The organism is Catenulispora acidiphila DSM 44928 (assembly GCF_000024025.1).
Classification (GTDB): domain Bacteria; phylum Actinomycetota; class Actinomycetes; order Streptomycetales; family Catenulisporaceae; genus Catenulispora; species Catenulispora acidiphila.
Genome location: NC_013131.1, coordinates 5,491,826 through 5,516,528, shown reverse-complemented (window position 1 = coordinate 5,516,528; position 24,703 = coordinate 5,491,826). Strand labels below are relative to the sequence as shown.

The following is a 24,703-nucleotide window of genomic DNA, read 5'->3' as shown; positions in this document are numbered from 1 at the left end:
AACTGGCCCGTGAACGGGCTGCGGCCCGGGCTGCGCTGGCGCGTCTGAGGAAGATGTCGCCCGACGACAGCGAGTACGAGGCACTGCGCGAGTACGTCATCGGCGAGTACATGTCCTATGCCCGCTTCGTGGCGGCCAGGTTCCGCCTGCGCGGTGAAACGCAGGCGGATCTGGAGCAGGTCGCCTATCTGGGCCTGGTCAAAGCCGTCGACAACTTCGACCCCGACTACGGCGCGACGTTCCTCACCTACGCCACGCCGATGATCGCCGGCGAGGTGCGGCGCCATTTCCGGGACACCACCTGGCATGTGCACGTTCCCCGCCGCGCTCAGGAGAACGCGTTGGCGGTGCGGGCTGTCGAGCGGGAGCTGACCCAGCAGCTGGGTCGCGCGCCGAGTGCGGCGGAGATCGGCCGCCGGCTGGATCTGTCGGCCGACGAGGTCGCCGAGGCCTACGAAGCCAGCGCCGCGCACCACACCGCCTCGCTGGACGTGCCGGTGGCCATGGCCGACGGCGACGGCGCCAGCCTGGGGGACCTCCTCGGCGACGAGGACCCCGGCTTCGACTCGGTCGTCGACCGGGAAGCCCTCAAGCCGCTGCTGGCCGAACTCAGCCCGCGCGACAAGCGGATCCTGCTGATGAAGTTCTTCCGCAACATGTCCCAGGCACAGATCGGCGCCGAGATCGGAGTCTCGCAGATGCAGGTCTCCCGCCTGCTGTCGCAGATCATCGGCAGCTTGCGGGACCGACTGGAGGTCGGGAAGAACTGAGCGCGGGCGGCGGGCCGCCCGCTTCAGTGCTCAGTTGCGCTCAGTGTGTTCAGTTCTCAGTGTTCAGTCGTGCTCTGTACTCATTTGCGCTCAGCCATGCGCCTCAGTTGTGCGCGGTCTGCACCGCGACGAGCTCCTCAGCCATCGTGTGCAGGCGGGCGGCAGTCAGTTCCCTGCGCAGCTTGGGGAACTCCTCGCGCTCCTCGTGCTCGGCGTGGTCCAGCACGGCCTGCCGCAGCTGCTCGAACCAGGCGTCGAACTCGGGGGAGTCCGCGGTCATGGTCTTCACCTCGGCGATCAGCTGGTCGGCGCGCTCTTCCTCGCCGAGCCGGGCGTTCGCCGTCGCGGCGCCGCCTTCGACGCTGGAGCGGGTCACCGGGTGCACCACGCGCTGCTCGCCCTTCTCGTGGGTCTTGATCAGATCCACGAGCGCGGTGAACAGCCGCTGCTTGTCCGCGCCTTCGGAGGCGGCGGTCCGCGCCATCAGGTCCTTGACTTGCGCGTGCTGCGCGACGAGGACGTCGACGACGTCGTTGGCCGACGGGTCCGGGCCGGCTGCCTGCTGCGCGTCAGCCAGCGGCGCCGCCGTGCCGGCCAGCGGTTCGGCGTTCCCGGTCGGCACGGCGGCGACCTGCGTTTCGGGGACCTGGCCGCGCCACTGGCCGGTCTCGTTGCCGCGCTCCTCGATGAACTGGCGGAAGCGTTCCAGGTCCGCCTTGACCTGAAGGCGGTCCACGCCCATGGCGCCGCCGGCCTTCTCCAGCAGTCCCTCCGGCTCCCACTCCAGGTCCACCGTGACGCGCGTGGTGTGGTCCCCGAGCGGCCGGAACGTCACGATCCCGCTGTGCCGCACGTCGCCGTCGACGCTGCGCCAGGCGATGCGCTCGTCGGGAAGCTGCTCGACGATCTCGGCGTCGAACTCCCGCCGCGCGCCGGCGACCTCGGTCACCCAGTGCGTGTGCCGGTCGTCCAGCTGCCGGATGGCGATGACACCGGACATGAACTCCGGGAAGGACTCGAACTGCGTCCACTGGTTGTACGCGGTCCGCAGCGGGACTTCGACGTCCACGGACTTGGTCACGTCGCTCATTGCTTCACCTCGTCTCCTCCTCCGGCGCCGGTCGACGCCAGAAGGGTCTCTGCTGCCCGCATCCCATGCGGTCAAACGACGTTTGACGCCCGGTACGCCGGTTACGCGGGGGACCACGGCCGAAGAAGGAGACGACGATGAGCATCGACGACCGGCGCGAGACGCACGCCGACGAGCACCTGGCGACGCTGCTGACGCAAGCCGCGCACCAATTCGGACAGCTGGCGCGCGACGAACTCCAGACCGCCCGGGCCGAGTTCGCCCGCAACCGCCGCACCCTGGGCTTCGGCGGCGGCCTGATCGGCGGCGCGGGCGTGCTGGCGTTCGTCGCGGTACAGGCCGTCGCCGCCGCGGTGATCGCCGCGCTCGCCCTGGCGATGCCGGTGTGGCTGGCGGCGCTGATCGTCGGCGTGGCCGCGGGACTGACAGCGGCGGTCCTGGCACTGGTCGGCAAGAAGCAGGTGGGACGCGTCGTACCCGTAGTGGAGGAGACCGTGGACAGCGTGAAGGCCGACGTGGCCGTGATCAAGGAAGGCGGTCGGTAATGAGCACTGATCCCACTGCGAATCCCACCGCGAACGGCGCGCGCCGCCCGGCGACCGTCGAGAAGCTGCGCGAGCAGGTCGCCCACGACCGCGACGAGCTGGCCGAGACCGTCACCGCTCTGCACGCCAAGACCGACGTCAAGGGCCGCGTCCGAGAGAAGACCGCCGGCGCGGAGATCGCCGCCGCCGCGATCGCGACCCGCGCGGGCCGGGCAGCCGGCTCAGTGCCCCGCCTGATCCGCTGGGCCGCCGCCACCGCGTCCGGGCAGGTCCACAAGTCCGCGCCGCCCGCTGGGAGTTCGAGCGAGCGCCCGACACTGTCCCTGCGTGACCGACTCCGTATTTACTTCGCGATAGTGACGGCGATTCTGGCGTTCATGCGCATCCGTCGGTGGCGCAGCCGTTAGGGGCGTACCGGCATGTAGAGAGTGGATTCAGGGCTCTACCGCTCCGATGAGTTTGCGGATCTCGGCCAGATCGCGTCCCACCTGCACGGTCCAGCCGGACCCGGCGCCGTAGCCGTGCCGGGTGCTGACTGCGGTGTCGGCGGCCGCGGCGAGCTGCACCAGCATCCGGGTGGTGACCTTGACGGGCAGCCGGTGCTCGTCGGGGGTGCGGCGTCCCCACAGGGAGGCCACCTCGTTTTCGGCCTGGGTTTCGGCGTCGAGCCAGGCGACTGTCTCGTTGACCAGGGCGGCGGCGATGAGTCGGGTCAGGACGCCCTTCTCGACGGACGTGCAGTCCCGCGAACTGTCAAACACGGCGTTCTCCTGCGAGGGATACCTGATCCTTTTTTCATGCTTAATGCTACAGATGAGCGACGGTGGGCGCTCGCTGTGCCCAGGACTTGGACGGCGCCGGTTTCCCACGCGCATCCACGATCGGAGCAGTGCCGGAGTACAAGCCGACCACCTGCGGGTATGGCGCCTGAGCGAGCCGCCGTCCGCGGGCGGCGCCCGGAGGAGTCCGATGAGCAAGCGCAGCAACGCCCTGGTGCGTGTCTTCGCGCTGGCCTGTTGGTGCATGGGTGTCTGGGTGCTGCTGACGTGGACCCGGACCGCGGAGCAGATCGCGGTGGGAGCGGTGGTCAGCGTGGCCGTCGCGGTGGCGCTCGCGCCGCTCGGCGCGGTGGCGGGTCCGTGGCGGCTGCTGGATCCCCGCGTGGCCGCGCGGGTGGCGGGGATCGTGGTCGTCGCCCTGGGGCGGGTGGTCTGGGCGAACGTGCTCCTGGCCCGGCGCGTCTGGTCGCCGTCGCTGCCGCTGCGGTCCGGGATGGTCATCGTGCCGACCACGCAGCGCGGTGCGCTCGGGCTCACGGTCGTCGGGGTCGTCAGTTCCCTGATCGTGGACAACCAGCTCGTCGACGTCGACGCCGCCCGCGGACGGCTGCTCTATCACGCCGTGGACGTCCCGCCGCGCGACGCCGCGCAGGCGCGCGAGCGCATCAACGGGCCGCTGGAGCGCTTCCTGCCGGAGGAACGCGGCTGATGCACACGGTGTACGGGGCGCTCGCTTTGGCCGAGATCGCCATCGGCGCTCTGGTGGTCCTCCGGCTGGCGCTGGGACCGACGGTCGCCGACCGGATCGTGGCGCTGAACACCGTCTGCACCCAGGCCGCGCTGTCGGTGTTCTTCTACGCCGCCTACACCGACCGGTCGATCTATCTCGACGTCGCCATCTGGTTCGCCTCGTTCAGCTACCTGGGAGCCATCGTGTTCGCCCGCTACCTGGAACGGGAGCTGCTGTGAAGACCGCGATCGTCCTCGTGCTGGCCTGCGTCGGCCTCGGCTTCTCCCTGTCCGGCGCCGTCGGCATCCTGCGTATGCCCGACCTGTACTGCCGTATCCAGTGCTCCTCCAAAACCATCACCATGGGCGCCTTGCCCGCGCTGATCGCGCTGGTCGTCGGGGAGGGCGTGCTCAGCTCCTACTCCAGCCGGGCTCTGCTGACCGCGTTCGTGCTCCTGCTCCTGAACCCCGCCGCCTCGCACGCGCTGGCACGCGCCGCCTATAAAACAGGCGTGCCCATGTGGAACGGCGCCGTGCGCGATGAGGCGGCCGAGGCCCGGGAACGGCGCGACCGCGAGCGCCGCGCGGACCAGGACGAGAACCAGAACCAGGACCAGGAAGAGGACTGAGGCTCCATGACCGTGTTCTGGCTGATGGACTACCTGTTGCTCGCGCTGACTCTGGGCTGCGCCGTGCTCGTGGTGCGCCTGCGGAACCTCAGCGGCGCGGTCATGGCGCTGTCGGCGGTCGGCGCGTTCCTGTCCCTGCTGTTCGTGGTCCTCGGCGCCCCGGACGACGCGCACTCGGAGATCGTGGTCGGGTCGATCGCGTTGCCGGTGCTGTATCTGGTCGCCATCGGGAAGGCGCGCGCCGAAGTCCGCGACACCGGCGATCTCGCGGAGCGGGAGCGGCGATGAGCCGGCGGGCCGGCGCCGACCACGAGCCGCACCACCGGGTCGCCGCCGGGGCGCTGCTCACCGCCGGGATGGCGGCGGTCCTGGCGGTCGGCTTCCTCCGGTTGCAGCGGGACCATGCCGCCTTGCCGCCGGTCGCACGCTACGCCCTGGAGGTGGCGCTGCCGCGGTGGAAGCTGTCCGAGCCGGTCAACGAGGTCGTCTACGGCACGCGGGGTTTCGACACGTTCGGGGAGACGTTCCTGCTGCTGGCCGCCGTCATCAGCGTCATCGTGATCTCCCGGCCGCGCGAGCCGCGCCGCGGGTACTTCGGGGAGGAGACCGCCGGGCGCCGGGAACAGGCGGAGGTGGACCCGCACGAGCGGCGCGATCAAGAAGAAGAGCAGGCGCGCGCCGCGGAGAAGGAGGAGGCGGGCGAGCCCGACGACGCGGTGGGCGGCGCGGCCGGGCTGCGCCGTCCCGAGACCCCTGACGCCGAGCCCGTCGGCTCCCCGGCGCCGGAACGCGCCCACGCGATGAGCGTCGTGATCCGCACCGCCATCCGTACCGCCGCTCCCGTGCTGGCGGTCACCGGCCTCTACTTGGTCGCTTGGGGATACTCGCCCGGCGGCGGGTTCCCGGGCGGCGCCGTCATGCTCGGGGTGGCGCTGCTGGTCTACGCCGGCTTCGGGCGCAAACGCATCGCCGGCGTGATCCGTCCCGGGCTGCTGGAAGGTATCGAGATGGCAGGCGCCGCGCTGATCATCGGCGCCGAGACCCTCGGCCTGCTGCTCAAGGGCTCGTTCTCGGCGAACTGGCTGCCGCTCGCGCCGGTCGGGACGATCCGCTCCGGCGGTGTCGCGCAGCTGTTCAGCGTCGGAGAGCTGATCGAGGTCGGTACCGGCCTGATGATCGCGGTCTTCGCGGTGCTGGGCATGACGCACGACTGGACGCCGGACGAGGACGGCGACAGCGACGGCGAAGACAATCAGGGTCCTGATCAGAGCGGAGGAAGCCGCCGATGATCGTCGTCAACTACCTCGCCTCCGCGGCGCTGTTCTGCCTGGGCCTGTACACGGTCCTGACGCGCCGCAACATGATCAAGATGGTGATGGGGCTGTCCTTGATGGAGAGCTCCACCTACGTGCTGTTCATCTCCATGGCCTACCGCTCCGGCTCGACCGCGCCGGTCCTGGTCGACCCGCCGAAGGGCCGAAGCCCGGAGCAGTTGGCGGCGGGGAACGTCGCCGATCCGGTCCTGCAGAACTTCTGCCTGACCGCGATCGTCATCGGAGTGGCGGTCACCGCGGTGTTCCTGTCGGTCGTGGTGCGTATCGCGCAGCACCGCCGCACCCTGGACGCCGACCGCGTCAGGGAGCTGCGGGGGTGAGCGACGCGGCTCTGGCCTCCCTGCTGCCGCTGGCGGTCGCGATCCCGCTGACCGGCGCGTGTGTCGCACCGCTGGTCGCCCGGCTCTCCCCGCGTCTGGCGCTGGTCAGCTCTCTGACTTTCTTGCTCGGGACCCTCGCGCTGCTCGTCGTGGTCTCGCCCGCGGTGTTCGGCGGACGGGTGCTGGTGCACTATCTCGGCGGCTGGGTACCGGTGCGCGGCTTCGCGCTGGGCGTCGCCTTCGCGGCGGACCCGTTCGGGCTCACGTTCGCGCTGCTGAGCGCCGGCATCGGCGCGCTTCTGGTCCTGTACACCCTGTCCGAGCTCGGCGGTCTGGGCGCCCGGGAACTGGGCGGCTTCGCCGCGCTGGTCCAGCTGCTGCTCGCCGGGCTGATCGGGGCGGCGCTCACCGCAGACACCGTCGACCTGTTCGTCTGGTTCGAGGTCGCGGCGCTGGCCAGCTACGGTCTGACCGGCTTCTTCCTGGAGCGTCCGCCCGCCCTGGAAGCCGCCTTCAAGATCCTGGTGCTGACCACCATCGCAGGGTTCTGCGTCTTCATCGCGGCCGGTCTGCTCTACAACACGCACGGCGCGCTGAACTACGGCCAGCTCGCCACTGCTCTCACCGGACCGCTTCAGGCAGCCGATCTGCTCGCCCTGGGCTTGTTCATCGCGGGCTTCGCCACCAAGGCGGGTCTGGTGCCGTTCCACGGATGGCTCGCCGACGCCCATACCGCGGCACCGGGACCGGTCTCGGCCTTGTTCTCCGGGCTGATGGTCAACCTGGGCATCGTGGGGATCACCCGGATCGCCCTGCAGATCTATCCCGCCGCGCACACCCCGGTGCTCGGCGCGCTGATGGTGCTGGGGGTGGCCTCGGCGCTGGTCGGCGCGTGCCTCGCCCTGGTCCAGGACGACCTGAAGCGGTTGCTGGCCTACGACACCGTCTCGCAGGTCGGGGTGATCGTCGCCGGATTGGCCACCGCCGACCCGGCCGGGGTGGCCGGGGGTGTCTACCACCTGATCAACCACGCGTTGTTCAAGACACTGCTGTTCCTGTGCGCGGGCGCGATCGTGCACCGTACCGGCGAGACGGAGCTGTCGCGCATGGGCGGCCTGATGCGCAGCTGGCCCGGGCTGACGGTCGCGTTCGGGATCGGCGTCGCCTCGATCGCCGGCGTACCTCCCTTCAACGGCTACGTGTCCGTGGGCTTGATCCACACCGGACTGCGCGACAGCGATCAGTACCTGCCCTACGTCCTGCTTCTGGTCGCGCAGCTGATCACGATCGCGGCGCTGGCGCGCGCGATGTGGCTGGCGTTCCTGAAGCCGCGCCGCGAAGACTACGAACGCCGCGAGTTCCTGCGCCCGGGCATGCGCTTCAGCCTGGGGACCCTGGCGGGGTGCTGCGTGCTGTTCGGCGTTCTGCCCGCCTACGTGCTGGACACCATCGTCGATCCGGCGGTCTCGGCACTGCTGAACCCCGGCCAATACGCCGCCGCCGTGCTGAACCAGGCCGGACGCATCACGCAGCTGCATCCGGGCTTCGCCTACATCGATCCCCAGGAGCTGACGATCGCTCTGCTCAGCGTCGGGCTCGGCATCCTGCTCGCGTGGCAGGTTCTTCGCCGGCGCCGTCCGCGTGTGCTGGATCTGCTGCGCGCGCTGCACACCGGATCGGTCAACGACTACACCGCATATGCCGTCGGCGGGGCGATCGTCCTGCTCGCGGCGCTCATGCTCATCGAGAGGTGAATCCATCGTATGGCTGAAGGACCGTCGAAGACAGTACGAGACCGCGCCGAGCGGCTGCTTGCCGCCGGCGGCGAGACGTACGCCCACGAGGCGGGCATCCGCCTGAGGGACAAGCCGAGCCCGCTCTACCAACTGCTGGTTCTCAGTACCCTGCTGTCCGCACGCATCACCGCGCACATCGCCGTCGACGCCGCACGCGAGATCTTCACAGCGGGCTGGCGTACCCCGCGGGCAGTCGCCGACGCCTCGTGGCAGGAACTGGTCGACGCCCTCGGGCGCGCGCACTATCGCCGCTATGACGAGAGCACCGCGACGGCGTTGCACGAAGGCGCGGAACTGCTCATCGATCGATGGCACGGCGACCTGCGGCGCTTGCGCAAGGAAGCCGGCGGCGACCCGGCACGGATCCGGCAGCTCCTGCAGGAGTTTCCCCGGATCGGGCCGGTCGGCGCGGAGATCTTCTGCCGGGAGGCGCAGGGGGAGTGGGAGGAACTGTGCCCCGCGTTCGATCGGCGGGCCCTCGACGGCGCGGAGAAGAACGGACTTCCCAAGGACCCCGACCGGTTGGCCGCGTCGGTGGCGCCGCAAGACGTGCCGCGGCTGGCGGCGGCGTTGGTACGCAGCACGCTGTGAAGGCTCCGGGCGCACCGGAAGCCCGGTTCGATCCGGGCGAATTGGGCACGGAGGGTTTTTCCGCAACTCCAGAGGAGTCCTGATGACTGAGCGCGTTGAGCACGGCAGCCCCATCGACAAGACCATCGATCAGAACACCGATCTGGCCGATGTCTTCAACCTCGCCCAGCAGCTGCGGGTCGACGCGATCCGCTGCTCCACCGCCGCCGGCTCCGGGCATCCCACCTCCGGCATGTCCGCCGCCGACGTGATGGCGGTGCTGATGGCTCGGCATCTGACCTACGACTGGGACTTGCCGGACAACCCCGGCAACGACCACCTGATCTTCTCCAAGGGGCACGCCTCCCCGCTGCTGTACGCGATGTACGCGGCCGCTGGGGCGATTTCCGAGGACGTGCTGGTCACCACCTACCGCCGTGCCGGCAGCGCGTTGGAGGGCCACCCCACCCCGCAGCTGCCGTGGGTGGACGCCGCGACCGGCTCGCTCGGCCAGGGGATCGGCATCGGGGTCGGGGTCGCGCTGGCTGCTCGCATGCGGGAGGCCGAGCACACGCCGTACCGGGTGTGGGTGCTGTGCGGCGATTCGGAGATGGCGGAGGGCTCGGTGTGGGAGGCGCTGGACGCGGCGCGCCGTCACGAGTTGGCGAACTACACCGTGATCGTGGACGTGAACCGGCTGGGCCAGCGCGGTCCGACCGAGCTGGAATGGGATCTGGACGCCTACGCCCGGCGGGTCGAGGCGTTCGGGGCGCAGGCGATCCCGATCGACGGCCACGACCTCGCGCAGATCGACGCCGCCCTGCACAGCTCCGCTACCACCACGCGGCCGACGGTGATCTTGGCCAAGACCCGCAAGGGCCGCGGCTTCTCCGAGATCGAGAACAGCCCGGACTGGCACGGCAAGCCGCTGCCGGCCGAGATGGCCGAGCGGGCGATCGCCGAACTCGGCGGGGTGCGCCGGCTGCGGGTGGTCGGCCCGCTGCCGGACAGTGAGAAGGGCAAGCCGATCTCTCATCAGGGCGCTGATGTGACGCTGCCGAGCTTCGAGGAAGGCGGCGAAGTCGCCCCGCGCAAGGCGTTCGGCGCGACTCTGGCTGCTCTGGCCGACCGCCCCGACCTGGTGGTGCTCGATGCCGAAGTGGGGAACTCGACCTACACCAACGAGTTCGCGAAGGTCTGTCCGGACCGCTTCTTCGAGAGCTACATCGCCGAGCAGCAGATGATCGCCACCGCCGTGGGCTTGTCTGCGGTCGGCTACAAGCCGATCGCCGCTACCTTCGCCGCTTTCCTGACCCGGGCTCACGACTTCATCCGGATGGGGGCGATCTCTCGGACGAACCTCGCCGTGGCCGGGACGCACTGCGGCGTCGAGATCGGCGAGGACGGCCCGTCACAGATGGCGCTGGAGGATTTGGCGATGATGCGCTCGGTACACGGCTCCACTGTGCTGTATCCCGCTGACGCCACAGCCGCCGCGGCGCTCACCGCGACGGTCGCCGACCTGCCGGGTATCAGCTACCTGCGTCTGACGCGTGGCGCGTACCCGGTGCTGTATCCGCACGGCGAGGAGTTCCCGGTCGGCGGCTCCAAGGTCCTGCGCCACAGCGAGGAGGACGACGTCACCGTCTTCGCCGCCGGCGTCACCGTTCACGAGGCGCTGAAGGCCCAGGAGGAACTTCAAGGCTTGGGAGTCCGGGCCCGCGTGGTCGACCTTTATTCGGTCAAGCCCTTGGACCACCAGACCGTCGCCCAGGCGGCGCGGACCAAGGCCGTCGTCATCGTCGAGGACCACCACCCCGAGGGCGGACTCGGCGAAGCCGTGATGGCCACGCTTGCCGACCACCGGAACCAGGCTCCTCTCGTCCACCTGGCCGTCCGCCACATGCCCGACTCCCGCAGCGCGGCAGAACAACTCGACGCGGCAGGGATTTCCGCTCGTCACATCGTTCGCGCGGCACAGCGGCTGCTGTCCGATCTGAGGCCGGCGGATGCTCAGGCTTGAGTTAGAAGATCGATCGCATCGGCTGGGTCGCCGGCGGCTGGACTGAGGAGATCTCCGCGCGCACCTGCTGTTCCGGCGAAGGCTGGCCAGGGCTCTGATCCCAGCCGGCCAGGTCGTCGAAGACGTCGCTCATGGTCGGACGCCGGTGGGGGTCGGAGTCCGTCAGCGCGGACAGCAGCGGGTGCCACTGCGGGCCCAGGGTGACGGGGACCGTCGGCGGTCGGTCGATCGCGGCCATGACTTGCTGGAGCGCCGTGCCCTCATAGGTGCGGCGGCCCAGGAGCGCCTCCAGCAGCGTCAGGCCGACAGCGTAGACGTCGGTCTGGGTGGTCGCCGTGGCGCCGCGGATGCGCTCCGGTGCCAGGTAGCCGGCGGTCCCGACCACGAGGCTTTTCGCGGTCACCTCCTGGCTGCCCAAGGCGCGGGCGATGCCGAAGTCGACCAGGCAGATACCGCCTCCCGGCGGCAGGAGGACATTGCCGGGCTTCACGTCGCGATGGACGATCCCGCGGGCGTGGACGTGGCACAACGCGTCGGTCAGCGCCATGGCCAGGTGGTGGGCCTCGGCTGGCGTGACCGGTCCCTGACGGATCCGCTGCGCCAGCGTCGGTCCGCTGATCAGCGGGGTGACCAGGTAGTTCCGCCCCTCGGCGATCCCCGCGTCATACAGCGGAGGGATGCTCGGATGGTTGAGCGTCGCCAGCAGGCGCGCTTCCTCGGCGGCCCGTGCCGCCTGCGCCTCGTCCATGTCCAAGGCCCGATAGAGCTTCACCGCGACAACGCGATTCAGCACCAGATCGGTGGCCTGGTACACCGCCGCAGAACCCCCGACGCCCAACGTCCGCCCGAGCTGGTACCGCCCCGCCAACACCGGCGCCGCATGAGAGGCGGACCGAGACGGCGCCGAAGGCGGCGTACTAGAACGGTCTCCGCCATCACGGAGATTCATAGCGTCAGCATTTGTCCGGGATCCAGCAGCTGAAACGGCAGTCGGCCTGCCGGCTGTCTATGAGTTCGATGGCCTTTGCCGCACGGCGGCGCTCGCGGTGACAAAGATCTCGCAGTCGCGGGCCTGGACGCTGTAGCCGGCTTGTTCCAGCACGGCTGCTATGGCAGTGGTCACCGCGGCCTGGATGCCGTTGCCGTAACCGTGCGAAGTCTCGCGTTGCCTGACGGTCGCAAGGTCGATGGCCGGACGCAGCAGGCTGTAGTCCGAGCGGCAGCGGACCCGCACCGTCTCAGACAACGATTCGATCGTCAGCCCCCGCTCTTCGTCGATCAAGAAACCGGCATGATCCAGCACGTCATACACATTCGGAAGAAGCTGTCGATCCACTACCTGTGAGACCTTTCGGGCCGTGCGCACCGGGCGCGGACGCTGCGGATAACAACCGCCTATAACCCGATCCGCAGCAGCCAAACTCAATCCGGCTGCCTTGAGCTGCGCCCCGACACTCAGTAGCCGAACCTCCCCGCAGGCCGCGCACCCGATCCGACCACCTGATCCGCACACCCGATCCGAACCGCCGCAACCCGCGACCAGCTTGTTTGCCCCCCGCCTGGCCGGGCACCCGGACCCGGCGGCGCAGCGTCGCGCCCTTCACCGGCCGGGACCTCCCCGCATGCGTCCCGGCCGGTGCGGTTTTCGCGGTGCCGAACCCGGTGACCGGCGCACGAGGCCCGGTTCGACCCGCGCGTCGGTCGCGGTGATCAGCGCTCCATCATCCTCATGCCGGCTTCGTTGTGGGTGTCTCCGGCGGCGGGCGGCAGGGCGCTGAGCCGGGCGAGGTGCTCGTCGGTCAGGGTGACGGCGTCGGCGGCGGTGTTCTCCTCGACGCGGGCGACGCGGCGGGTGCCGGGGATGGGCGCGATGTCATTGCCCTGGGCCAGCAGCCAGGCCAGGGCGACCTGTCCGGGGGTGGCGCCGATCTCGGCGGCGACGGCGGCGACCTGGTCGGCCAGGTGCAGGTTGTGCTGGAAGTTCTCGCCGCTGAAGCGGGGGTTGTCGGCGCGGAAGTCGCTGGAGTCGAACTGCTCGGTGGAGCGGATGGTGCCGGTCAGGAAGCCGCGTCCGAGCGGGGAGAAGGGCACGAAGCCGATGTTCAGCTCCCGCAGCACCGGCAGCACGCGGGCTTCGGGGTCGCGGGTGAACAGCGAGTACTCGGATTGCACCGCGGTGACCGGGTGCACCGCGTGGGCGCGGCGGATCGTCCCGGGACCGGCCTCGGACAGGCCGATGTGCCGGATCTTGCCCTCGGCCACCAGCTCGGCCAGGGCGCCGACGGTCTCCTCGATCGGCGTGCCCGGGTCCACGCGGTGCTGGTAGTACAGGTCGATCCGGTCGGTGTCCAGCCGCTTGAGCGAGCCCTCGACAGCCGTGCGGATGCTGGCCGGGCTGCTGTCCGGACCCTCCGGCCGGCCGGTGTGCGAGATCATCCCGAACTTGGTCGCCAGCACCACCTGGTCCCGGCGGTCCTTGAGCGCGCGGCCCACCAACTCCTCGTTGGTGTACGGACCGTAGACCTCAGCGGTGTCGATGAGCGTGACGCCCAGCTCCAGAGCTCGGTGGATGGTGCGTACGGACTGCTCGTCGTCGGTGCCGGCGCCGGTGTAGCCGTGGGACATGCCCATCGCTCCCAGACCGATTCGGGAGACGTCCAGGTCGCGCAGACGGATGTGCTTCACGAGATCTTCCATTCCTTCGATCAAGGGGTCGTGCTGATGATCTCAACTCTCCTCGACGCGCTCACAACCGGCACCAGCTCGCTACGCCACCGTCAGGACATCATCCCGATCCATTGCCCGCCGGTGACGTTCAGCACCTGGCCCGACACGTAGTTGGACCAGGGGGAGCACAGGTAGAAGACGCCGCCCGCGGCTTCTTCGGGGGTGCCGGGACGGCCGAGGGGGATCAGGAAGCTGGTGGCGCCGACCATGGCTTCGGGGATGCCGAGGTGGACTGTCTCGCCGCCGATGGTCATGGTGTTGTCTTCGCTCTTGGCGGCGGTGAGGCGGGTTTCTATGTGGCCGAAGGCCACGGCGTTGACGTTGACCTTGAACTGGCCCCATTCCTTGGCGAGGGTTTTGGTCAGGCCGACTACCGCTGACTTGGCCGCGGAGTAGTTCGCTTGGCCGGCGTTGCCCATGGTGCCGCTGACGGAGGAGACGTTCACGATCTTGCGGAAGACCTCGATGCCCTGTTCGCGTTCCTTTTTCGCCGGGTCGCGGAAGTAGGGGGCGGCTGCTCGGATGGTGCGGAAGGGGACGACCGTGTGGATGTCGAGCATGCGCTGGAACCAGTCGTCGGTCATGGTGTGGATCGGCTTGTCGAGGGTGTAGCCGGCGTTGTTGACCAGGATGTCGATCTTGCCGAAGGTGTCGGCGGCCTTGGCCACCAGGGCTTCGGGGGTGCCCTCGGCGGTGAGGTCGCCGGCGAAGACGGCGGTGTCGGTGCCGTGGGTCTTGGCGATCTCGGCGGCGGTTTCGGCGGCGACGTCGCCGTCCAGGTCGTTGATCAGGACGCTGGCACCCTGCGCGGCCAGCAGGTCGGCGGTGGCGCGGCCGATGCCGCGGGCCGAGCCGGTGACGATCGCGACCTTGCCGTCCAGGACTCCCATGTACGCTCCTTGATAGATGAGGTGGCTGTGCGGGTGGTTCACTACTGCTCGGTCAGGCGCCTTGTCCGCGCTTTGGTCCGGCGCCCCGGTCAGGGCCGGCGGAAGCGTGCCAGGCCGTCCTTGACGACCACGACGCCGGCGTCCGAGGTGGTCTCGAACGCGACCGCGCCCGCGCCCGCGGCCCAGGCCCGGGTGCTGATGTCCTGGCCGGGCAGCACCGGTTTGGCGAAGCGTACGGCCAGCCGCTCCAGGGCGCGAGGGTCGGTTTCGGCGATGCCGAGCACGGCGTGCGAGGCGAACGCCATCGTGCACAGCCCGTGGTTGATGATGCCGGGCAGGCCGACCGCGCGGGCGAAGTCAGGGTCCAGATGGATCGGGTTGTGGTCGCCGGAGGGCTCGGCGTAGCGGACCGTCTGGTCGGCGTCCACGTGCTGCTTGGCCTCGCCGACCGGTTCGGTGGCGCGCACCTCCTGCGCCAGCGCGTGGCCCGGCGCCTGCTCGCCGCCGCCGGGCTCGTCCTGCGCGCCGCGGAAGAAGGTGGACATCCACTGCTCGTTGACGAGCGCGCCGTCGGGGGTGCGGGTCTCGGACTTCACCGCGAGCACCACGCCGGCCGACGTCTGCCGGACCCCCAGCGGCGCCGAGCGCGTGACCAGCTCCAGGCCGGGGGTGATCGGGCGGTGGTAGAAGAAGTCCTGCTCGCCGTGGACCAGCATCATCAGCAGCTCCGGCGGCGCGACCGCCAGGACCGCCTCCGCGCTGGACTCGAAGGCCGGGACCACCGCGAAGACCGGCGGCGCCAGCTCTCCGGAGCGGTGCTCGGCGATCGGGTCGTTGGTCGCCGCGGCGTAGGCGGCGACCCGCTCCCGCTCGACGGTGAAGTGCTTCGGCTCGGTCCAGACGCCGAGCGCCTCCAGGTTGAAGCTCATTGCCGTTGCCCCCTTGCGGACGCCGCGCTGCCGGTGAACACTGTGACGCAACTGAACGTACCGTAGAATGATGTAACGATCCAGAGGGGAACCCACCCGCCATGACCGAGTCCTCGCAGACTTCCGGACTGCCCGTCGAGCTGGCCGGCGCCGATCCGAACCAGCTGGCCGGCATGGTCGGCCAGCTCTCCGACGCCGAACTGCGCGAGGTGCTGGCCGACGGCGCGCTGCGCGACCAGGTGCTCGACGAGATCTTCCGCCGCATGGGCGACCACTTCCGCGCCGACAAGGCCAAGGGCCAGACCGTCGCGGTGCACTTCGTGATCACCGGCGGCCCGGACGGCGCCAAGAACACCTATCAGGCGTCCATCAAGGACGGCGTGTGCACCACGTCCAAGGAGCTCACCGAGCACCCGCGCGCCACCATCACCGCCGACGGCGTGCCGTTCCTGCGCCTGGTCACCGGGGGTGCCGGCGGCGTGGAGCTGTTCTTGAAGGGCAAGCTGAAGGTCGGCGGCGACATGATGTTCGCCGCGTCCGTGGCGGGGTGGTTCGCCATTCCGGGCGGCAAGTAGTCGATCATGGAGATGCGCGACGGCGCGCGGACGGCCTCGGGGGGCCGTCCGCGCGCCGTCTGCGATATCCCTCGAGTGCCGTCGGCTATGCCGCAAGCTGTGCCGCTGGCTAGGCCTCCAGCACCGACAGCCAGTTTCCCGCCGGGTCCTTGAACCAGGCGATCAACGGCCCGCCGCGCCGGCTGATCCCGTCCTCGTCGACGCCGGGCAGCATCTCGAAGCGCACGCCGCGGTCGCCCAGGCTCTTCACCGCGCCCTCGATGTCGTCGACGGGGAAGTTCAAGATCGTGAAGGTCGCCGGGACGTGGTCGGTGCCCTTGGGATAGATCAGGATCTCGGTGTCGCCGCCGACGTGCAGGCGGAGCATGTCGTTCGCCTCGGTGACCGGGATGCCGAGGACCTCGCTGTAGAACTGCTTCGCGGCCGGGATGTCGTCCACTGAGAAGCCGCTGAACGCCTTCGTGTTTTCGAACATGATGCGACCGTACCCGCCGCCACCGACTGGTGCTCGTCGGCGGACGCCATGAGGGCCCGGCGTCAGGTCGTCCCCGACGCCGGGCCCTGCTGATCACAGCCGTCCGGCTAGTTCGCCGACACCGTCTCCGGCGCGCGTCCCTCGTGCACCGGCAGGATCGCGACGTGGTCGGTCTCCTCGGCCAGCTCGATCGCGTGCTCGTCGACCGCGGGCATCGCGTTCTTGCCGGGGAGCAGGAACACGGTCGCCACCGCGCCCAGCACGCCCAGCCCCGCGCCGGCCAGCAGCGCCGTGCCGAAGCCGCCGGAGAGCGCCTGCGCGGCGTTGTCGCCGGTGCCGAACAGGTGCGAGGTGCGGGCCGAGGCCACCGCGGCCAGGATCGCCAGGCCCAGCGCGCCGCCGATCTGCTGCGCGGTGTTCAGCAGGCCCGAGGCCAGCCCGGACTCCGCCTCCGAGGCGCCGGCGGTGCCGGCCACGGTCAGCGCCACCCAGGCCATGCCGCCGCCCAGGCCGATGACGATCTGCGGCAGGAGCAGGTCGGTGACGTAGCTGCCGTCCGCCGGCATCCCGCTGACCCACAGCAGTCCGGCGGCCATCACGACCATCCCGCCCACGGTGGTCAGCTTGATGCCGACCTTCGCCACCAGCTGCCCGGCGGCCGTGGCGGCCACCATGATCGCCACCGCGATGGGCACCAGGGACATGCCCGACTTCAGCGGCGAGTAGCCCAAGACCTGCTGGGTGTACAGGGTCATGAAGAAGAACGCCGGCATCAGGCCCATGACCTGCAGCAGCGAGGCGACGTTCGCTCCGCGCAGCACCGGGCGCCGGAAGATCGACAGCGGCACCAGCGGCTGCTTGGTCCGGCCCTCGATCACCACGAAGGCGATCAGCAGCGCCACCCCGGCGGCGCCCAGACCCAGCGTCTCCGGCGAGCCCCAGCCGACCTTCTGCGCGTTGACCAGGACGAACACGATTCCGGCCAGACCCGCGGTCACCGTGAAGGCGCCGGCCAGGTCGAACCCGTTGCGCTCACCGCTCGGCGCGCCTTCGGGCAGGATGCGCGGCGCGAGCAGCGCGGCGAGCACGCCGATCGGCACGTTGACCCAGAAGCAGGCCTGCCAGCCGAACCAGTCGGTCAGCATGCCGCCCAGGATCAGACCGACGGCGCCGCCGGCTCCGGCGACCGCGCCCCACACGCCCAGCGCCTTGTTGCGCTGGGCCTTCTCGGCGTCGGTGTTGTCCGGGAAGGAGATCAGCAGCAGAGACAGCGCGGCGGGGGAGACCACGGCGGCGGCGAAGCCTTGGACGGCCCGCGCGCCGATCAGGAAGCCCGGGTCCGGCGACAGCGAGCCGGCCAGCGAGGCGACGGAGAACAGGATCAGACCGCCCATGAACATCCGGCGGCGGCCGAGGTAGTCGGCCAGCCGCCCGCCCAGGAGCAGGAAGCCGCCGAACATCAGGGTGTAGGCGTTGGTGACCCAGGACAGGTCGGCCTGCTGGAAGCCCAGGCCCTTGACCAGTGAGGGAAGCGCGACGCCGACGATGCCGGCGTCCAGGACCAAGACGAACTGGGTGACCGCGAGCAGCGCCAGCGCCGCGCTGCGGTTGATGGTGGCGCGGCCGCCGAGCGGGGCCGCGGCTGCGTTCGGAGCAGCAGCTGACATGGAGGACATCCCCTAAAAGCGGAAGGTGAATTACGGTTCCGGTTACCACCGAGACAGTACCGGAACCGGCCTTCCGGTTGTCAAGTGGAAGCGGAGGTCATCTTCCGGTTACCTGAAGAGCGGTGTACCGTTCAACCATGGTCCTGTCGCAGACGCCGCCCACGAGCCGTCCCCTGCGCGCCGATGCCCGGCGCAACCGCGAGGCGATCGTCGCCGCCGCCGACGACTTGTTCCGCAGCGACGGGATGGCGTTGCAGATGGAAGAGGTCGCGCAGCGCGCGGGCCTGGGCGTCGGCACCGTCTACCGGCACTTCCCGACCAAGGAGGCGCTGACCGTCGAGCTGGTCCAGTGCCGCACCGACACGGTCATCGGCCGCGCCGAGCGGACCATGGACGCCTGCGACCCGGCCACCGCCCTGCGCCGGTTCATCCTGGACATGGCGGCGATGATGAGCGACGACGTCGGGCTGCGCGAGTCCTTCCAGGTGCAGGTGCTGGCCGACAACCAGCTCGACGCGTGCGTGTACTTCCGGCAGGACCTGCACGAGCGCAAGATGGCGCTGGTCCGGCGGGCTCAGGACGCCGGCGTGGTGCGCGGCGACCTGGCGCTGGAGGACTTCGACGCCCTGATGTGCGGCATGGGGCAGGCGATCCTGGCCGGCGGGAACCCCGTGCTGGTCGCCGACGTGCTGCTGGAGGGGATGCACGTGCCCCGCGTGGACGCCGCGGACGTCGCGGCGGCTGCCGGCGCGGCAGACATGGCCGGCGCGCGCGGAGCGTTCTCGGCGGGGGAGTAGCGGGCGCAGCCGCCGACCGGAGTGTCAGAGGCATCGCCTACAGTCGCGGACCATGGCGAACCATGTGTCCGAGGAACTGTGGCGCAGCACCGGATGGCGCTGGGACAGCACGCCTCGGTCACAATGGTAGGCGTGGAAGCGAATCCGAACTCTGTCTCAGTCCCCGCACCGTCTCCGGCACCCGACCGGCTGTGCATCGGCTTGAGCTGGTTCGAGGAAAAGCCAGCCCTCACCTCCGTCGAGGGCGGCGACCTGCGTCTCAAAGCACTGAGTCCCGGCGCGCGCCTGGCGCTGTCCTGGTCCGGACGCCGCCGCTGCATCGGCTGGACCGCGCCGGGCACCGGTCGCACACCGTGTGCCGACAACGCCGAAATCGACGGCGCGGCAACACTGGCGCAGTGCCCTGCGTGTCAGAACCGCGACCACGGCCTGGCGATCGCCCGCGACCGGATCACCGACGACGGCCGCAGCTACCAGCTGTATCTGGCGTGGTTCGCGCCCGGCATGCTGAAGGTCGGCATCACCGGCGTGCAGCGCGGCGTGGCCCGGCTTCTGGAGCAGGGCGCGATCGGTTACACGGTCATCGCCACCGGGACCCTCCCGGCCGCCCGACGCGCCGAAATCACGGTCTCCGCCTCCGGTCTGGCCAAGGAGCGCTATCGCAGCCGCGCGAAGGTCGAGGCGTGGTGGGGTCTGCCCGAGACCGACGGGCTCCGCTCAGCCCTCACCGAGGGGCGCGCCAAGGCGCTGCGGATGCTCGCCGACCACACCCTCGAGGCGTTCCCCGACGGCCCGCTCGTGGACAACACCGCCTTCTTCGGGCTCGGCGACGGCGCCCCGGCGACCTACCGCGAGGTCGAGGCGCTGGACGACAGCGGAAGCCTGGCCGGCGAGGTGCGCGCGGTGATCGGCAAGCACGTGTTCGTCGATGGCGATGCCGATGTCGGTGTTGGTGTCAGTACGCCGCTGCTCCTGAACACCCAGCTCCTCGCCGGACGGCACACGGTCCCGACGCCGGACGCGACCGCGGGCGCCAACGCTGTCGGCGTGCGGACGGTCGAGCGCCGGCGGCCGCTGCTCTACGACACGCCGACGCTGTTCTAAGAGCCGCTCGTCACGAAGCGGCGGACGCCTCGGAGCTGGAGCTGGAGCTGTTCGCGGACCGCCGGTGCTCCCACCTGAACAGGTCGAACGTCCGGCCTTTGTCCGTCACGGTTTCCGGCTTCGCCTCGGAGCGCTGGAAACCGACGGCACGCGCGACCGCGACGCTGGCGGCGTTGTCCGGCTCGATCTCCAGGACCACCTCCGGCCAGTCCAGGGTGCTGTGGGCGTACTCGGTCACCGCGCGCAGCGCCCGCGTGGCCAGCCGCTGCCCGCGATGGGCTGTGCCCACGGCGTAGCCGATGCTGTGCGTGGTCAATCCGAGCAGGATCTCTCCGAGCGCCTGCCGGCCGTCGACCGTGATCGCCAGATGCAGGCGCTTGTTCTCCCGCTTCGCCAACTGCGCGCTGCGCAAGTACCGCAAAGCCGCAGCTTCGTCGAAGGGCGACTCCAGCGGCGTCCAATAGGCGACCTCGGAGTCGTCGAAGAGCTCATGCATCACCGAGACGTCGTCCTCGGTCCACTCGCGCAATATCAGGCCGTCGGCAGTGATGACGGTCGGGTTCGTCTCCATGGCCGCCATCCTGTCAGCCGAAGTACCGCTCGATGTCTGCGTGCGGCAGCACCCCGCTCTGGGCGAATCCGAATGTCCCGTGCTCCGCGATCTCCTTCGCCGCGCCGATGGCGGCGCTCATCGCGGCGCGCGAGAGGTTCGAGCCGAGGCTGATGCGGCGTACGCCCCATGCGCCGAGCTGCTCGACGGTCGCGTTCAGCCGTGCTCCGCCGGCGAGGACGTTGACCGGCTTGCCGACCTCGGAGGTGACGGTGCGGATCTGCTCCTCGGTGGTGAGCCCGGGGGCGAACAGGACGTCGGCGCCGGCGGCTTCGAAGGCTTGCAGGCGCGCGACGGTGTCCTTCAGATCGTCGCGGCCGTAGAGGAAGTTCTCGGCGCGCGCCGTCACGGTGAAGGTGAAGGGGAGCGCGCGGGCGGCCTCGATGGCGGCGGTGAGGCGTTCCAGCGCCGCCGGCAGCGGGATGATCTCCTCGCCGAGCGCGTCCTCGATCGAGCCGCCGACCAGGCCCGCGTCGGCAGCCAGGCGGATGGTCTCGGCGACGTGGTCCGGGGTGGCGCCGTAACCGTTCTCCAGGTCGGCGGCGACCGGCAGGTGGGTGGCGGCGACCAGGGCGCCGGCGTTGGCCAAGCTCACGTCGCGGGTGATGCTGCCGTCGCCCTGGCCGAGGGAGTGTGCGATGCCGGCGCTGGTGGTCGCCAGGGCTTGGAATCCGAGCGCGGTGAAGATCTTCGCGGTGCCCGCGTCCCAGGCGTTGGCGATCACGAACACATCGGGTCCGGCGTGCAGGGAGGCGAAGGTCTCGGCGCGGCGGTACTGGTCTTCGGCGGTCAGCAGGCTCATACCGGAACCCTACGCGGCGAAGGCTTCGGCGAGCGCCGAAATCTCCGCGAGCAGGTGATCATGCCGACCTGCGGAGTCGGCAGCTTTCGCAAAGTCCGTGGAGTCCGCGGAGTTGTCGATCGCGTGGTGCGGCACCGGCGGGGGAGTGTCAGCACGGATCGCGGCGGCCCAGGCGTCGAAGTCTGCGAGCTTCGCAGAGTCCTCATTCCGCCCGCGCGCCACGATCCGCGACCGCAGCGCCGAAACCTGGCAGCGAACCCACACCAGGTGCACCGTCCCGCCACCGAGTTCGGCGCACCACCGCGCCCAGCGCGCCGGATCGCGGATCTGCGAGGTGAACGGCGCGACCAGCATCACCGGGCAGCCCAGCGCCCGGATCTCCCGGGCGGTCGCGGTCATCCCGCCGTATTCGTGGGCTTTCACGTGCTCGTCGTACCAGGCGCCTTCGCGCTCGCCGTACGGGCGACCGGCGGCGGCCAGCACTTCCGAGGCGAAGCCGCGGTACATCGTGTCCTTGTCCAAGACGGCCGGAACCGGCGTCAGACGCGCGGCGAGCAGCGCGGCCACCGTCGACTTCCCGGTGCCCGGAGCCCCGGCGACCACCCACATGTCAGCCATGTCAGCCACGCGCCGAGCTTAAAGCGCCGAGCTTAAAGCACAGCCCCCACCACGCCGGTGAGCAGATCCGCGCACGTCGTCGGCGTCGCGTGCGCCGGGTCCAGCGCGTTCGCCGCCTCGTGGAAGGCGACGCCGTCGACGGTACCGACCAGCACGTGGTCCGAGACGTCCAGCGGACACAGGTCCTGCACCACGACGTTGTGCACGTCCGGACCGGTCAGGAACTGGTTCGTGTACGGCGTCACCAGCTCGTCGTCGCGCGTCACGATCGTCGTGTACCGCACCCCCGGCACGGTGTCCCCGCCGGCGTCGAGCCGCCGGTTGAACGCCGATCCGACGAACTGCTCCACGCACGCCGGGCACGCCGTCCCGATCACCCGCGTCGCCCCCGGGATCTGCTGCGCGACCGTGAACAGGCCCGAGGCGGTCCCGCCGTGGTTGGTCGGCGCGATCCCGACCAGCGTGTGCACCTTCGGCGCGCCGCCGAGGAACTTCAGGTAGTAGCGCGGCAGCGCCCCGCCGCCCTGGGAGTGCCCGAGGATGTCCACCTGGCTCGTGCCGGTCGCCGCCAGGACGCGATTCACGTACGCGGCCAGCTGCCGGCCCGACTGCTCGATCGGCGCGATCCCGTGTACCAGCGGGATTCCTTCGTACTGGCCGTAATCAAGCTCGAACACGCAGTATCCGAGGTTCGCGAAGTAGGGACCGCCGATCAGCCATTGTTCGGCCGGGTTCACGAAAGTCCCGTGCAGCAACACCAGGGGGCGCGGATGCTCGACGCTCGGCCGGCATCCGAAGTCGTTGACACCGGAGGAGAAGGCCGGGGCGGTGTCGGCGTCCGCCGGTGCCGAAGCCGCCGCCGCGGGGCTGGCGAGCAGGGCCGCGGCCAGCAGTCGGGCGGTTCGGCGTCGCAGGGTTCGAGGACGAGGGAAAAGCGGTCGCATGACTCCTTTCTAGGCCCGCGGCGCGCTTCCGTACATTCTCAATACCGTGATATTCACCCGTCTGGCCCCGGGGCTGCCGCACCGCGGGGCGGGTATTGACGTCGGCTCCAATTTACCGGAGGGTAACTTCCCAGAAGACCTGGTTCCACGGACGAAAGCAGGTACCGACCATGCCCGGCCCGGCAGGCGCGACCATCGACGGCGGCGGCTCCCACCTGGCGGTGGCCGCGACCCTGGTACGGGCCGGCGTGATCCGCCCCGGACCCCCGCACCGCAGCGTCGGGCAGCTGCGCGCGCTGGCCTCCTGGGGCGCGACGATCGCCGGCGGCTTCCGCGCCGCCGCCGCGCGCACCCCGAACGCCGAGGCGGTGATCGACGAGCGCGTGGTCCTCACCTACAAGCAGCTCGTCACCCGGGCCACCCGGCTGGCCAACGGGCTGCAGGAGCGCGGCGTCGCCCCCGGCGACAAGGTCGCGCTGCTGTGCCGCAACCACGCCGGCATGGTGATCTGCTTCATCGCCTGCGCCGAACTCGGCGTCGACGCCGTCCTGCTGAACACCGGCCTGTCCGCCGGCCAGATGACCCAGGTCGTCGCCGAGCAGCAGCCCAAGGCGGTGATCGCCGACTCGGAGTTCGACGGCGTGCTCACCGCCTGCCCGGACGGCGTGCTGCGGATCAACGCCTGGCCCGAGCCCGGCGCGGCCGTCGCGCTGAGCCTGGACGACGTCATCGACGCCGCCCCGGCCACCCACCGCAAGCCGCCGGCCAAGCCCGGCCGCATCATCGTCCTGACCTCAGGGACCACCGGCGCCCCGAAGGGCGCGCGCCGCCCCAACCCGCCGGGCATCGGCGCCGCGGCCTCGATCCTGAGCCGCATCCCGCTGCACGCCGGGGAGCGCATCCTGGTACCGGCGCCGATGTTCCACTCCTGGGGACTGGCCGCGCTCCAGATCAGCATGCCGCTGCGGGCCACACTGATCATGCAGCGCCGGTTCGATCCGGAGGCCACGCTCAAGGCGATCCAGACCAAGCGCGCCACGGCGATGTTCGCGGTCCCGGTGATGGTGCAGCGGATGCTGGACCTCGGCGAGGACGTGATCAAGAAGTACGACACCTCGACGCTGCGCATCGTGGCGCTGTCCGGCTCGGCGATCCCGGCCGCGGCGGTGACCAGGTTCCTCGATACCTTCGGACCGGTCCTGTACAACTTCTACGGCTCCACCGAGGTCTCCTGGGCCTCCATCGCCGACCCCAAGGACCTGCGCCAGGCGCCGACCACGGCGGGCCGCCCGCCGCTGGGCTCCAAGATCGTGATCCGCGACGTGGCCACCGGCAAGCCGGTCCCCACCGGCACCGTCGGGCGCATCTTCGTCTGGAACGACATGCTCTTCGAGGGCTACACCAACGGCGCCAACAAGGAGACCGCCGACGGCTACATGGCCACCGGCGACCGCGGCTACGTGGACACCCACGGCCTGCTGTTCGTCTCCGGCCGCGACGACGACATGATCGTCTCCGGCGGCGAGAACGTCTTCCCGCGCGAGGTCGAGGAACTGATCGCGGCGCAGCCCGGGGTGCGCGAGTGCGCGGTGGTCGGCGTCCCGGACCCCGAGTGGGGACAGCGCTTCGCCGCCTACGTCGCGCTGCTGCCCGGCGCGGCGATGACCGAGGACCAGGTCAAGGCCCTGGTGAAGGCGGGTTTGGCGCGCTTCTCGGTGCCCCGGGACGTGCACTTCGTTCAGGAGTTGCCGCGCAACGCCACCGGCAAGGTCGTGAACCGGTTGCTCCCGGACTGATCTTCACACTAAAGAGTGAATCAAGTGGTGAATGAAGGCACTGCAGTGGGATAACGGCTGCCGAGCTCTTCACCGTCCGCGGGCCCGTGCCGTCACCCCACCACGGCACAGGCCCGCGCCGCCGGCCACCGCCCAGGCCGGCCGACACCTGAACGGAACCGGAAAACTGCACGCCCACACGCAC

Annotated in this window: 29 protein-coding genes; 16 read left to right on the top strand and 13 right to left on the bottom strand. The window is 70.2% G+C overall.

What is annotated here, in order from left to right; translation table 11 throughout:
- Positions 1–53: 53 nt before the first annotated feature.
- Positions 54–770, top strand: coding sequence for a SigB/SigF/SigG family RNA polymerase sigma factor (locus tag CACI_RS23970; protein WP_143765371.1), 717 nt, complete (start codon positions 54–56; stop codon positions 768–770).
- Between the two features lie 103 nt (positions 771–873).
- Here CACI_RS23970 and CACI_RS47195 read toward each other — a convergent pair whose 3' ends face one another.
- Positions 874–1,860: an SRPBCC family protein gene (locus CACI_RS47195; RefSeq protein WP_015793434.1), complete on the bottom strand. Its 987-nt coding sequence runs from the start codon at positions 1,858–1,860 to the stop codon at positions 874–876.
- Positions 1,861–1,997: 137 nt separating this feature from the next.
- Between CACI_RS47195 and CACI_RS23960 the strand changes: the two genes are divergently transcribed.
- Together CACI_RS23960 and CACI_RS23955 are read left to right on the top strand one after the other, a co-directional pair.
- Entirely contained in the window at positions 1,998–2,405 is a 408-nt protein-coding gene (locus CACI_RS23960; RefSeq protein WP_015793433.1) for a phage holin family protein, read from the top strand.
- On the top strand, positions 2,405–2,812 hold the full coding sequence (locus tag CACI_RS23955) for a DUF3618 domain-containing protein (protein WP_015793432.1): 408 nt from the start codon (positions 2,405–2,407) through the stop codon (positions 2,810–2,812). The genes CACI_RS23960 and CACI_RS23955 overlap by 1 nt, the downstream gene beginning before the upstream one ends.
- A gap of 27 nt (positions 2,813–2,839) precedes the next feature.
- Here the strand turns inward: CACI_RS23955 and CACI_RS23950 are convergent, their stop codons facing one another.
- The gene (locus CACI_RS23950; protein ID WP_015793431.1) at positions 2,840–3,166 is read right to left on the bottom strand and encodes a hypothetical protein; all 327 of its coding nucleotides are present in this window, start codon (positions 3,164–3,166) and stop codon (positions 2,840–2,842) included.
- 208 nt (positions 3,167–3,374) lie between these two features.
- On the opposite strand from CACI_RS23950, the gene CACI_RS23945 reads away from it, so the two are divergent.
- From CACI_RS23945 to CACI_RS23905, 9 genes are all read left to right on the top strand, one after another.
- On the top strand, positions 3,375–3,893 hold the full coding sequence (locus CACI_RS23945; RefSeq protein ID WP_015793430.1) for a Na+/H+ antiporter subunit E: 519 nt from the start codon (positions 3,375–3,377) through the stop codon (positions 3,891–3,893).
- Positions 3,893–4,153: a monovalent cation/H+ antiporter complex subunit F gene (locus CACI_RS23940; RefSeq protein WP_015793429.1), complete on the top strand. Its 261-nt coding sequence runs from the start codon at positions 3,893–3,895 to the stop codon at positions 4,151–4,153. The genes CACI_RS23945 and CACI_RS23940 overlap by 1 nt, the downstream gene beginning before the upstream one ends.
- Positions 4,150–4,542 carry a monovalent cation/H(+) antiporter subunit G gene (gene mnhG / locus CACI_RS47190; protein ID WP_015793428.1) on the top strand — a complete coding sequence of 131 codons (393 nt, stop codon included), beginning with the start codon at positions 4,150–4,152 and terminating at the stop codon, positions 4,540–4,542. Before CACI_RS23940 ends, mnhG begins: the two co-directional genes overlap by 4 nt.
- Positions 4,543–4,548: 6 nt before the next feature.
- Positions 4,549–4,830, top strand: coding sequence for a Na(+)/H(+) antiporter subunit B (locus CACI_RS23930; RefSeq protein ID WP_015793427.1), 282 nt, complete (start codon positions 4,549–4,551; stop codon positions 4,828–4,830).
- Positions 4,827–5,831: an MnhB domain-containing protein gene (locus CACI_RS23925; RefSeq protein WP_015793426.1), complete on the top strand. Its 1,005-nt coding sequence runs from the start codon at positions 4,827–4,829 to the stop codon at positions 5,829–5,831. The genes CACI_RS23930 and CACI_RS23925 overlap by 4 nt, the downstream gene beginning before the upstream one ends.
- A complete protein-coding gene (locus CACI_RS23920) occupies positions 5,828–6,196 on the top strand; it encodes a Na+/H+ antiporter subunit C (protein WP_015793425.1) in 369 nt (122 codons plus the stop codon). Before CACI_RS23925 ends, CACI_RS23920 begins: the two co-directional genes overlap by 4 nt.
- Entirely contained in the window at positions 6,193–7,950 is a 1,758-nt protein-coding gene (locus CACI_RS23915) for a complex I subunit 5 family protein (RefSeq protein WP_015793424.1), read from the top strand. The genes CACI_RS23920 and CACI_RS23915 overlap by 4 nt, the downstream gene beginning before the upstream one ends.
- Before the next feature lie 9 nt (positions 7,951–7,959).
- Positions 7,960–8,583: an endonuclease gene (locus CACI_RS23910; RefSeq protein WP_015793423.1), complete on the top strand. Its 624-nt coding sequence runs from the start codon at positions 7,960–7,962 to the stop codon at positions 8,581–8,583.
- An 82-nt stretch (positions 8,584–8,665) separates the two neighbouring features.
- The gene (locus CACI_RS23905; RefSeq protein ID WP_015793422.1) at positions 8,666–10,585 is read left to right on the top strand and encodes a transketolase; all 1,920 of its coding nucleotides are present in this window, start codon (positions 8,666–8,668) and stop codon (positions 10,583–10,585) included.
- A 1-nt stretch (position 10,586) separates the two neighbouring features.
- Here the strand turns inward: CACI_RS23905 and CACI_RS23900 are convergent, their stop codons facing one another.
- The 5 genes from CACI_RS23900 to CACI_RS23880 all read right to left on the bottom strand — a co-directional run bounded on the left by CACI_RS23900 (position 10,587) and on the right by CACI_RS23880 (position 15,131).
- The gene (locus CACI_RS23900) at positions 10,587–11,456 is read right to left on the bottom strand and encodes a serine/threonine-protein kinase (protein WP_015793421.1); all 870 of its coding nucleotides are present in this window, start codon (positions 11,454–11,456) and stop codon (positions 10,587–10,589) included.
- 135 nt (positions 11,457–11,591) lie between these two features.
- Positions 11,592–11,921: a hypothetical protein gene (locus CACI_RS23895; RefSeq protein WP_143765370.1), complete on the bottom strand. Its 330-nt coding sequence runs from the start codon at positions 11,919–11,921 to the stop codon at positions 11,592–11,594.
- A gap of 374 nt (positions 11,922–12,295) precedes the next feature.
- Positions 12,296–13,270 (bottom strand): aldo/keto reductase, encoded by a 975-nt coding sequence (locus CACI_RS23890; protein ID WP_041542310.1) that lies wholly within the window; start codon positions 13,268–13,270, stop codon positions 12,296–12,298.
- A gap of 92 nt (positions 13,271–13,362) precedes the next feature.
- Positions 13,363–14,202 (bottom strand): SDR family NAD(P)-dependent oxidoreductase, encoded by an 840-nt coding sequence (locus CACI_RS23885; protein WP_015793418.1) that lies wholly within the window; start codon positions 14,200–14,202, stop codon positions 13,363–13,365.
- Positions 14,203–14,291: 89 nt separating this feature from the next.
- Positions 14,292–15,131, bottom strand: coding sequence for a MaoC/PaaZ C-terminal domain-containing protein (locus tag CACI_RS23880; RefSeq protein ID WP_015793417.1), 840 nt, complete (start codon positions 15,129–15,131; stop codon positions 14,292–14,294).
- Between the two features lie 101 nt (positions 15,132–15,232).
- On the opposite strand from CACI_RS23880, the gene CACI_RS23875 reads away from it, so the two are divergent.
- Complete coding sequence (locus tag CACI_RS23875; protein ID WP_015793416.1) at positions 15,233–15,706, top strand: SCP2 sterol-binding domain-containing protein; 474 nt, start codon at positions 15,233–15,235, stop codon at positions 15,704–15,706.
- A gap of 109 nt (positions 15,707–15,815) precedes the next feature.
- On the opposite strand, the gene CACI_RS23870 is transcribed toward CACI_RS23875, so the two are convergent.
- Together CACI_RS23870 and CACI_RS23865 are read right to left on the bottom strand one after the other, a co-directional pair.
- Positions 15,816–16,181, bottom strand: a complete 366-nt coding sequence (locus CACI_RS23870) for a VOC family protein (RefSeq protein WP_015793415.1) — start codon at positions 16,179–16,181, stop codon at positions 15,816–15,818.
- Positions 16,182–16,288: 107 nt separating this feature from the next.
- A complete protein-coding gene (locus tag CACI_RS23865) occupies positions 16,289–17,848 on the bottom strand; it encodes an MFS transporter (RefSeq protein ID WP_015793414.1) in 1,560 nt (519 codons plus the stop codon).
- Positions 17,849–17,985: 137 nt separating this feature from the next.
- Here CACI_RS23865 and CACI_RS23860 point away from each other — a divergent pair, with 137 nt between their 5' ends.
- The gene (locus tag CACI_RS23860) at positions 17,986–18,645 is read left to right on the top strand and encodes a TetR/AcrR family transcriptional regulator (RefSeq protein WP_015793413.1); all 660 of its coding nucleotides are present in this window, start codon (positions 17,986–17,988) and stop codon (positions 18,643–18,645) included.
- Between the two features lie 132 nt (positions 18,646–18,777).
- Positions 18,778–19,749 (top strand): DUF2797 domain-containing protein, encoded by a 972-nt coding sequence (locus CACI_RS23855; RefSeq protein ID WP_190276628.1) that lies wholly within the window; start codon positions 18,778–18,780, stop codon positions 19,747–19,749.
- Positions 19,750–19,759: 10 nt separating this feature from the next.
- Here CACI_RS23855 and CACI_RS23850 read toward each other — a convergent pair whose 3' ends face one another.
- Genes CACI_RS23850 through CACI_RS23835 form a run of 4 tightly spaced genes read right to left on the bottom strand, consistent with a single transcriptional unit; the run spans position 19,760 to position 22,723 of the window.
- Positions 19,760–20,320: a GNAT family N-acetyltransferase gene (locus tag CACI_RS23850; protein WP_015793411.1), complete on the bottom strand. Its 561-nt coding sequence runs from the start codon at positions 20,318–20,320 to the stop codon at positions 19,760–19,762.
- Between the two features lie 13 nt (positions 20,321–20,333).
- The gene (locus CACI_RS23845; protein WP_015793410.1) at positions 20,334–21,161 is read right to left on the bottom strand and encodes an isocitrate lyase/PEP mutase family protein; all 828 of its coding nucleotides are present in this window, start codon (positions 21,159–21,161) and stop codon (positions 20,334–20,336) included.
- Between the two features lie 9 nt (positions 21,162–21,170).
- The gene (locus CACI_RS23840; RefSeq protein ID WP_015793409.1) at positions 21,171–21,779 is read right to left on the bottom strand and encodes an AAA family ATPase; all 609 of its coding nucleotides are present in this window, start codon (positions 21,777–21,779) and stop codon (positions 21,171–21,173) included.
- A 32-nt stretch (positions 21,780–21,811) separates the two neighbouring features.
- Positions 21,812–22,723, bottom strand: a complete 912-nt coding sequence (locus tag CACI_RS23835) for an esterase/lipase family protein (protein WP_015793408.1) — start codon at positions 22,721–22,723, stop codon at positions 21,812–21,814.
- A gap of 170 nt (positions 22,724–22,893) precedes the next feature.
- Between CACI_RS23835 and CACI_RS23830 the strand changes: the two genes are divergently transcribed.
- Positions 22,894–24,519 carry an AMP-binding protein gene (locus tag CACI_RS23830; RefSeq protein WP_015793407.1) on the top strand — a complete coding sequence of 542 codons (1,626 nt, stop codon included), beginning with the start codon at positions 22,894–22,896 and terminating at the stop codon, positions 24,517–24,519.
- Positions 24,520–24,703: the final 184 nt, after the last annotated feature.